The organism is Isoptericola sp. NPDC056134 (genome assembly GCF_042264825.1).
In the GTDB taxonomy this organism is placed as follows: Bacteria; Actinomycetota; Actinomycetes; order Actinomycetales; family Cellulomonadaceae; genus Isoptericola; species Isoptericola nanjingensis.
Window position 1 is genome coordinate 263,606 of record NZ_JBHJVM010000004.1, and the last position, 8,465, is coordinate 272,070.

General features: G+C 77.5%; 10 protein-coding genes and 1 riboswitch. Of the genes, 3 read left to right on the top strand and 7 right to left on the bottom strand.

The genetic code is table 11. The features are described from left to right. Positions 1-92 precede the first annotated feature (92 nt). Complete coding sequence (locus tag ACFCZN_RS06380; protein WP_430556198.1) at positions 93-392, top strand: substrate-binding domain-containing protein; 300 nt, start codon at positions 93-95, stop codon at positions 390-392. 16 nt (positions 393-408) lie between these two features. Here the strand turns inward: ACFCZN_RS06380 and ACFCZN_RS06385 are convergent, their stop codons facing one another. Beyond that, positions 409-570, bottom strand: coding sequence for a hypothetical protein (locus tag ACFCZN_RS06385; protein ID WP_429763453.1), 162 nt, complete (start codon positions 568-570; stop codon positions 409-411). A 25-nt stretch (positions 571-595) separates the two neighbouring features. After that, positions 596-1,336, bottom strand: a complete 741-nt coding sequence (locus tag ACFCZN_RS06390; protein ID WP_429763454.1) for a class E sortase — start codon at positions 1,334-1,336, stop codon at positions 596-598. A gap of 64 nt (positions 1,337-1,400) precedes the next feature. Here ACFCZN_RS06390 and ACFCZN_RS06395 point away from each other — a divergent pair, with 64 nt between their 5' ends. Further along, the gene (locus ACFCZN_RS06395) at positions 1,401-2,105 is read left to right on the top strand and encodes a class I SAM-dependent methyltransferase (protein WP_430556199.1); all 705 of its coding nucleotides are present in this window, start codon (positions 1,401-1,403) and stop codon (positions 2,103-2,105) included. Here ACFCZN_RS06395 and ACFCZN_RS06400 read toward each other — a convergent pair. From ACFCZN_RS06400 to ACFCZN_RS06420, 5 genes are all read right to left on the bottom strand, one after another. After that, positions 2,095-2,373, bottom strand: a complete 279-nt coding sequence (locus ACFCZN_RS06400) for an acylphosphatase (RefSeq protein ID WP_430556200.1) — start codon at positions 2,371-2,373, stop codon at positions 2,095-2,097. The genes ACFCZN_RS06395 and ACFCZN_RS06400 overlap by 11 nt on opposite strands. Positions 2,374-2,439: 66 nt before the next feature. Then, entirely contained in the window at positions 2,440-3,900 is a 1,461-nt protein-coding gene (locus ACFCZN_RS06405; RefSeq protein WP_430556201.1) for a hypothetical protein, read from the bottom strand. 157 nt (positions 3,901-4,057) lie between these two features. Next, positions 4,058-4,705 carry a copper resistance protein CopC gene (locus ACFCZN_RS06410; RefSeq protein WP_430556202.1) on the bottom strand — a complete coding sequence of 216 codons (648 nt, stop codon included), beginning with the start codon at positions 4,703-4,705 and terminating at the stop codon, positions 4,058-4,060. Continuing rightward, positions 4,702-5,493: a YcnI family protein gene (locus ACFCZN_RS06415; protein ID WP_430556203.1), complete on the bottom strand. Its 792-nt coding sequence runs from the start codon at positions 5,491-5,493 to the stop codon at positions 4,702-4,704. Before ACFCZN_RS06415 ends, ACFCZN_RS06410 begins: the two co-directional genes overlap by 4 nt. Before the next feature lie 89 nt (positions 5,494-5,582). After that, complete coding sequence (locus tag ACFCZN_RS06420; protein WP_430556204.1) at positions 5,583-6,236, bottom strand: hypothetical protein; 654 nt, start codon at positions 6,234-6,236, stop codon at positions 5,583-5,585. 134 nt (positions 6,237-6,370) lie between these two features. Continuing rightward, positions 6,371-6,501, top strand: a riboswitch (TPP riboswitch). Here ACFCZN_RS06420 and ACFCZN_RS06425 point away from each other — a divergent pair. Continuing rightward, positions 6,492-8,192, top strand: coding sequence for a bifunctional hydroxymethylpyrimidine kinase/phosphomethylpyrimidine kinase (locus ACFCZN_RS06425; protein WP_430556205.1), 1,701 nt, complete (start codon positions 6,492-6,494; stop codon positions 8,190-8,192). (Overlaps the previous riboswitch by 10 nt.) Positions 8,193-8,465 lie beyond the last annotated feature (273 nt).

The following is an 8,465-nucleotide window of genomic DNA, read 5'->3' on the forward strand; positions in this document are numbered from 1 at the left end:
GGGGGGGGGGAATGGGGGGGGCGGGGTGGGGGTTTGGGGGCTGGGGGGATGGGGGCGGGGTGGGGGGGGGGGGGGGGGGCCCCCGCCTCGCCGTGGCTCCCCCCGGCCGGCGACCGGACGCCGTCCTGGCCGGCAACGACATGCACGCCCTCGGCCTCGTGCGCGCCCTGCTGGACGGCGGGGTGCGGGTGCCGGACGACGTCGCGCTCGTGGGCTACGACGACATCCCGTTCGCGACCACCGGCGCCGTCCCGCTGACCACGGTGCGCCAGCCGGCCGAGGCCATCGGGACCACCGCCGCGGAGATCCTCCTGCGGGAGATCGACGACCCCGCGTCGGCGCCCGAGGAGGTGCTGTTCGACCCCGAGCTGGTGGTGCGCGCGAGCAGCTGAGTGGTCGGGCCGGGCGTCAGCCCACCGCGGGGTCGCCCTCCAGCAGCGTGAGGTACGGGGCGATCGCGGGGAACACCCACAGGAAGAGGGCCGCCACGACGGCGGCGACCAGCACCAGCGACTGCAGGACGCGCCAGAACACGTTGCCCGGCAGGTGGTGGAAGATCCACGCGTACATGTCGTCTCCAGCTCCAGCGGACCGGTCAGCGCACCTGGTCGGGGGTGCCGTCGGCGCGGTCCATCCAGCCGACGAAGGTCGCGTACGTGATCCAGCGGTGGTCGTTGCCGTACTCGCCCAGGGTGAGCGAGTGGCACGTGGTGAGCGTCAGCAGCCGCTCGGTGGGCTTCTCGTCCGGGTGGTGGGGCACCGGCGCCACGACGTCCACCTGGTCGGGCGTGACGATCTCGTGGTCGGTGACCTCGTAGACGTACCAGGTCTTCGCCGTCTCGACGATGATCTGGTCGCCCTCCTCCAGCTTGTCGACGTGCCGGAACGAGTTGCCGTGCGTGCGCCGGTGCCCGGCGAGCGCGAAGTTGCCGATGTCGCCCACCTGCTGCGACGTCTCGTAGTGGCCCGCCATGGCCCGGTCGAGCACGTCCATGCCGGTGCCCTCCGCGATCGGCATCGCGTTGTTCGTCAGGCCGTACCAGGCGGGCACGATGAGCGTGCCGATCGTCTCCCCGTAGCCGACGGCGTCGGGCACCGGCGGGTCGTCCGTGCGCAGCTCGGCGGGCTCGGGGTTGGCGGGCGGCAGCGTCGCCTCGAACTCCTGCATGACCTGCTGGGCCTGGGCCGTGGCCTCGACGGACGTCCACCACAGCTGCCAGACGACGAACAGCCCGAGCACCACCCCGAGAGTGATGAGGATCTCGCCGACGCCGCCCACGATCGCGCTGCCGGCGCCGCGGCGTCGGGCGGGTCGGGCATGGGTGGGACTCGTCACCTGCGAAATGCTACGTGGTCCGCGGCCCTGTCGCGGGTCCCGGCGGCCGTGGGAACCTGGGGCGGTGACCAGCGACGACGGCGCGCAGCACGGGCGCGCAGAGCGCGGGCGTGCGGCGCGGCTGCGGCGGCGGTGGGACCGCGAGTCCGCGGGCTACGACCGGGCGTTCACGGCCGCCGAGCGACGCATGTTCCCCGGCGTGCGGGAGAGGCTCTGCGCGCTGGCCGAGGGCCGCACCCTCGAGGTCGCGGTCGGCACGGGGCTTAACCTCGAACACCTCCCGCCCGCGGTGACCGCCCGGCCCGACGGCTACGTGGGCGTCGACCAGAGCGCCGGGATGCTCGACGTCGCGCGGAGCCGCGCCGCCCGCCTGGGGCTCGGGATCGACCCGGACGCCGACCTCCGCGTCGGCGACGCGCAGGCGCTCGACCTGCCCGACGCCGCGTTCGACACCGTCGTGTGCACGTTCTCGTTGTGCGGCATCGCCGACGAGCGCGCGGCCCTCGCCGAGATGACGCGGGTGCTGCGCCCGGGGGGCCTGCTGCTGCTGGCCGACCACGTCGCCTCGAGCGCATGGCCGGTGCGGGCGCTGCAGGCGCTCGCGGACGCGGTGAGCGTCCCGCTGGCCGGGGAGCACTTCCTGCGCCGGCCGATGAAGTGGGTGCTCGACCGGGGGCTCGCGATCGAGGAGCACGCGCGCACCCGGGCCGGCGTCGTCGAGCTCGTGGCGGCGCGCGTGCCGGCCACCGTGAGGGGCGTCAGCCGCTGACGTCGAAGGCGGTCTCGCCGACCAACGGCACGTCCTCGACGTCGACCCCCGTGACGAGGGCCCCGGGCGGGCCCTCGCGCAGGAACGCGAGCATCGCTTCCACCGCGTCGGGCGTGCCCTCGACCTCCGCCTCGACCGTCCCGTCGGGGAGGTTGCGCACGAGCCCGCCCACGCCCGCCCGGCGGGCCGCCTCGCGGGTCGACCAGCGGAACCCGACGCCCTGCACGCGGCCGTGCACCCGCACCCGCCGCCGCACCGTGGTGGTCATCCGCCCTCCCGTGCCCGTCGTCCCTGCGCCGTCGTCCCCCGCGCGTACCCCGCGGCGCCGTCGACGTCAGTCGAAGATGTCCCCGATGTCCCCGATGTCCCCGATGTCGTCGAGGATGCCGCCCAGCACCATCCCGCCCAGGACGGCGCCGAAGACGTCGGAGCCGCCCCGGCCACCAGGGCGGCGGCCGCCCTGCCAGCCGTACCTCCCGCCGTACCCGTCCGGTCCGCCGTTGTAGCCGCCGTCCCAGCGCTGCCCCTGGCCCGACCGGGCGATGTCGCGGTGCGCCAGGGTCGCGGCCTCCGCGGCGAGCGCGGCGCCCCGGCGGGCGGCGGCGACCCCGCGCTCGGGGTCCTCCGCGGCGCGGGCCTGCGCCACCTCGCGCTCGGCCTCGGCCAGGCGCGTGCGGGCGTCGGGGCCCACGGGGGCGCGGTAGTCGTCGACGACGGACCGCGCCGCCGCGAGCTGGCGCTCGGCGTCGTCGAGCGCGGGCCCGAGCCGCGACGCCGCCCGGCGCGCGCGCTCGTCGCGCTCCGCCCGCTCGGCCACGGCGTCGTCGAGGGCGGTGTTGGCCTCCCGGACGCGGGTGAGGGAGCCCACCGGGTCGCCCGGGTCGCCCGGGGCGGGCAGCGCCGAGAGGGCGTCCTCGAGCGCGGTGACGGCGCCGTCGATGCGCCCCGCCCGCTGGGCCGCCGGGAGCGCGCGCGCCACGGCGAGCTCGGCACGGGACTCCGCCACGATCGCGCCGAGCGCCGCCTCCGCGCGCAGCGCCTCGGCCTCGTAGTCGTCGACGGCGCGCAGCAGCCCCTCGGCGCGGCGCACGGCCTCCTCCGCCGCGCGGGCCGCGGCACCGGCCTCCGCGACCTGCTGGGTCGTGAGGCGCTTGCGGGCCGCCGCCGTGCTGCGACCCGCGAACTCGAGCAGGCGCTCCGCCTGCTCGGGGTTGTCCGCGACGGGCAGCAGGGCCCGCTCGGCGTACTGCTCGCGCAGCCGCTCGAGGTCGGCGCGTGCCGCGGGCACGGCCTCGCGCACCCGGGCCAGCTCGGCGTCGACCCGGTCGACGGCGTCGGGGGTCGAGCGGACCGTCTGCCGCAGGGCGGCGAGCCCGCGGTCGAGCTCGTCCAAGGACGCGTCGGCCGACCGGCACAGGTCGACGATCCGCGCCGACCACTCCCGGCGCTGCTGGTCGGTGTCCGGGACGTGGTCGTGCAGGAGCTGGTTGTGGTGGAACGCCTCGGAGAGGCGCTCGCGTGCCCGCCGCAGCGTGGGCGCGAGCTCGCGCGTCTCCCGGTCGCCGAGCTCCGCCTGGGCGAAGGCGAGCTCGTCCTCCGCGAGGCGGGCCCGCTCGTCCGCGCGCACCAGGGCGGAGCCCGCCTCCAGGCCGAGGCGCTGCAGCTCCGCCTCGAGGTCCTGTGCCCGCCCGCGCGCCGCCCTGCGGCGTCGTGCCGCCCAGAAGACCACCGCCGTGACCAGCACGACCACCACGACCAGGCCCGTCACGATCCCGACGATCTGCCCCGCATCCATGCTCGGCATCGTAGGCGGCTCCGGCGGGGTCCGGGGACGACCGACGACGACCCGACGACGACGCGGACGCCCGGGAGCATCACGACGGCGACCCGTCAGGGCCAGGGCGCGGCGGTCATTCCGGCCCTGGCCCTGACAGGTCGCGGGGTGCGGCGCGTCAGCCGCGACTTCGGGCGAGCCGCAGCGCCACCAGCACCGCCGCGCCGGCGAGCACGACGACGCCGCCTGCGATGCCGAGCACCACGACCAGCTCGGAGGCGTCGCCGCCCCCGGCGTCCGCGGCGGCCGACGCGCCCTCCGCGGCACCGTCGGACGCCTCGTCCGCGCCCCCGGCCGGGGCGCACGGCGTCGCGTCCGCCGCGGGGGCCGCCTCGGTCCCGGCGGGCGGCTCGTAGGTGAACGAGTACTCGCCGCTGGTGGGGTGCCCGTCGGCCGACACGATCCGCCAGTCGACCGTGTACTCGCCGCCCTCGCCCAGCGCGACGGGGACGGACACGGTGCGGTCCTGCGTCGTGGGGCACCCCGTCGCGTGGTCCGTGCCGTCGGCGTCCGTCACGGTGATCACCGTGCTGGAGCCCTCGGCGGACAGGTCGAGCACCACGTCGTCGAACGTCACGTCGACGGACTCCGGTGGCTCGGTCACGGTCGTCCCCGAGGCGGGCGAGGTCCCGACGACGACGTTGTGGGCGCTCGCGGGCCCCGCCGCGCCGACGACGCCGGCCGCGCCGAGGCCCAGGGCGAGCGCGAAGGACCCGGCCGCGGCGAGGGCGCGTCGCGCGGCGGGGCGGCCGTCCGGCGCGCTCATCGCTGCTCCGTGCCGTCCGTGCCGGTGGCCCGTGCGCGCGTCCGGGCGAGGGCGGTCACGCCGGTGACGGCGCCGACCAGCCCGAGCCCGAGGCCCGCGGCGCCGAGCGCGAGCGGGAGGGTGCCGGAGCCGCCGTCCTCGGCCGCCGCGTCGGTGTGCGCGTCCGTGGCGGCGTCGCCGGCACCGGCCGCCGACGCCGCGCCGTGGGCGCCGTCCTCGGCGGCCGGGACGACCTGCAGGACGGGGGCCGGGAGCTCGGGCTCGGCGTCGCCGGACGCCTCCTGGTCCCAGGCGACGACCTCGCCGTCGGAGTAGGTCTGGGTGGCGGGGAGGACGATCTCCTCCACGCCGTCCGGGACCGCGCCGGCCGACACGGTGAACCGGAGGAACTCGCCCGGCGCGATGCCGGCGTCGGCGTCGTCGGCGGTCCACTCGATGCTCGCCGGCGCCTCGGTGACGGTGGTGCCGTGCACCTCGACGGGCTCGGGCAGGGGCGCCTGGGTGACCTTCGCGGTCCAGCCCGGCACGGGCTCGACGGACACGCTGGTGAAGGGGGTGTCGGTGGGCAGGTCGACCTGCACCGCGGTGGTCGACGCCTCGGCGGACTCGTTCGGGACCTTGAAGGTGAGGGTGGCGTACGACCCGGCCTCGGCCGCGTCGGGGGTCACGGTCACGTGCGCGGACGCGGCGGTCGCGCCGAGCACGAGGGCGGGGAGGGCGAGCGCGGCCGCGCCGACGAGGCGGCGCGGGCGGAGGGCACGGGTGATGACAGGGGTGGTCCTGGACATGGGTTCTTCTGCTCCTGGCTGTCAGGTGTGTCAGGCGGTCGTGGGACGGCGAGGGACCCGCCCCCGTCCGACGACGGACCAGGGCAGGGTCAGGCGGCGCGCGCGAGGGCGCCCGGGAGCAGCGGGGGTCCTCGTGGGGGCGTGCGCCGGCGGACGCGGGCCGGGTGGGGGCGCCAGGTGCGCCCGACGACGACGGCGGGCTCGCGGACCACCGGCAGCGCCGGCGGCTCCTGCACGAGGAGCGCGACGTGCCGCAGGTGCCCGACGACGGTGAGGGCCGCCCGGTCGCCCGCCGCGAGCAGCAGGGCGGTGAGCAGCACCGCGGCGGCGTGCGCGGCGAGCATCCAGGACGTCGTCCCGGCGTCGCCCGCGTGATGCAGCAGCCCGCCGCCCGTCGCGGGCGCGAGGGAGCCCGGGCCCATGGCGTGGAGCGCGTGCCCGTCCAGGGTGGTGCCCGGGGTCGGGAGCGGTGCCGAGGGAGCGCCCGTGCCCGCCGCGCCGAGCACGGACAACGTCGTGTGCTGGACGAGCTGCAGCGCGACCATCGCCGGCAGGAGGCGCCGGAGGGTCAGCCTGCGGCGCGCGGTCCACACCGCGAGCGGCGCCGTGAGCGCCGCGACGACGAGCCAGGCGAGGGGTGCCCCGGGGAGCGCGCCGCCGGCCAGCAGGTGGGCGGCGGCCGCGATGCTGAGCGTCGTGCCGGCGACGAGGAGCTCGCGCACACGACGGACGACCACGGGCACCCCCGCACCCTACCGCGGCGTCGGCCGGGACCTGCAGTCTCGCCCCGGGCGGCCGCCCGGACGACGGCGGAGCCAGGAACGACGCACCCGCGCGGGACGCCGGACCCGCCGGTGCCGACCTGGGCTACGGTGGGCGCCACGACACGGGGTGCGTCCCGACCGGTCATCGCCGCGACTTCGTCACGGCCGGCCGGCGGGCGCTGAGAACACACCCGTCGAACCTGATCTAGCTCGTACTAGCGAAGGGATGTCGACATGAGTGCGCGCGCACCTGAAGACAGCTCCGCCGGCCGCGCCGGCAGCACCACCCCTGCTCACGCCGCCCCCGCTCCCGTCTCGTCGCCGACGAGGGCGCTCCGGACGGGCAGCCGGCCCCGCGTCCTGGCGGTCGCCGGGTCCGACCCGTCCGGGGGCGCGGGCGTCCAGGCCGACCTCAAGTCGATCGCGGCCGCGGGCGGCTACGGGATGGCCGCCGTCACGGCTCTGACCGTGCAGAACACCCGCGGCGTGCGCGACGTGCACCTGCCGCCCGCCGCGTTCCTCGCCGCGCAGCTCGACGCCGTCACCGACGACGTGACCGTCGACGCCGTGAAGATCGGGATGCTCGCCTCGGCCCCGGTGGCCCGGGCGGTGGCCGCGTGGCTCGACGCGCTGTCGCACGCCACGTCCGACCGGTCGGGCACGACCGCGCGCCCCGCCGTCGTCCTGGACCCGGTCATGGTGGCGACCAGCGGGGACCGGCTGCTCGACCCGGCGGCCGAGGACGCCGTGCGGGACCTGCTCGGCCGGGTGGACGTCGTGACGCCGAACCTGCCCGAGCTCGCGGTCCTCGCGCAGGAGCCCCCCGCCGCGGACTGGCCCGCCGCCCTCGAGCAGGCGCGACGGCTGGCCGCCCGGCACGGGGTCCTGGTGGTGGCGAAGGGCGGCCACCTGCTCGCGCGTCCGGACGCGAGGGAGGAGGGCGCCCCGGACGCCCTCGTCGGCCCGCAGGGCGTGCTCGTGGAGCTCCCCGGCCCGCGCCTGACCAGCACCTCCACCCACGGCACCGGCTGCTCGCTGTCCAGCGGGCTGGCCGCCCGGTACGCGCGCACGGGCGACTGGGCGGAGGCGCTGCGCGGCACGAAGGCCTGGCTGACCGCGGCGATCCGGGCGGGGGAGGCCCTGCGCGTCGGCGGCGGGAACGGCCCCGTCGACCACCTGGTGGGGCTGCGCGCGGGCGGCGCGGAACCCCAGGCGCCGTCCCGTGCGGCCGGTGCGGGCGCGGAGGACGTCGTCGCCCGGTGGTGGGACGACGCCGCGGACGTGCGTGCCGCGATCGACGACCTGGCGTTCGTCCGGTCGCTGGGCGACGGGACCCTCGACCCCGACCACTTCCGCACCTATCTGGAGCAGGACGCGCTCTACCTGCGCGACTACGCGCGCTGCCTCGCGCGGGCGAGCGAGCTCGCGCCCACGCGGGCCGAGCAGGCGTTCTGGGCCGGTGGCGCGCACGGCGCCCTGGTGACGGAGCTCGACCTCCACACGCGCTGGCTGGGCGGGGAGCCGCAGGACGTGCCCGCCAGCGCCACGACGGCCGCCTACCTCGACCACCTGCGCGCGGCCGGCGACGACTACGCGACCCTCGTGGCCGCCGTCCTGCCCTGCTACTGGATCTACCAGGACGTGGGGGAGCGGCTGGCCGCCCGCAACCACGCGGGCCACCCGTACGCGGAGTGGCTGGGCACCTACGCGGACGACGCGTTCGCGGGCGCGACGCGGGAGGCCGTCGCGATCCTGCGCCGCGCCGCCGCGGCGTCCGACGCGTCCACCCGGGACCGGATGGCGGCGGCGTTCCGCGCGGCGTGCGAGCACGAGCTGGCGTTCTTCGACCAGACGGGCCTCCCCGGCGCAGCGGGCACGGAAGGCGCGGCCGAGGACGTCGACGGGCACCCCGCCGACCGCGTCGCGGTGGGCTGACCGCAGCCTCGCCGGCCCCGTCGTGGGGCCGGTCGCGGGCCCCGCCGTCCTGCCGGACGGCGGGATCCCGCGGCGGTAAGCGATGTCCAGGTTCTGGGACCCACCGCGTGATCGGGGCAAGCGTGTCGGAGGCGAGTGACAGAATGGATGTGATGCCCGACACGAAGCGCACTTCGCGCAGCCGCAGCCGAGGCGCACGCCGCGCCGATCCCTCCGAAAGTCCCAGGAGGAGCCCCGCCTCCTCCGCTCCCCCCCTCCCCTCCCCCCCCTCCA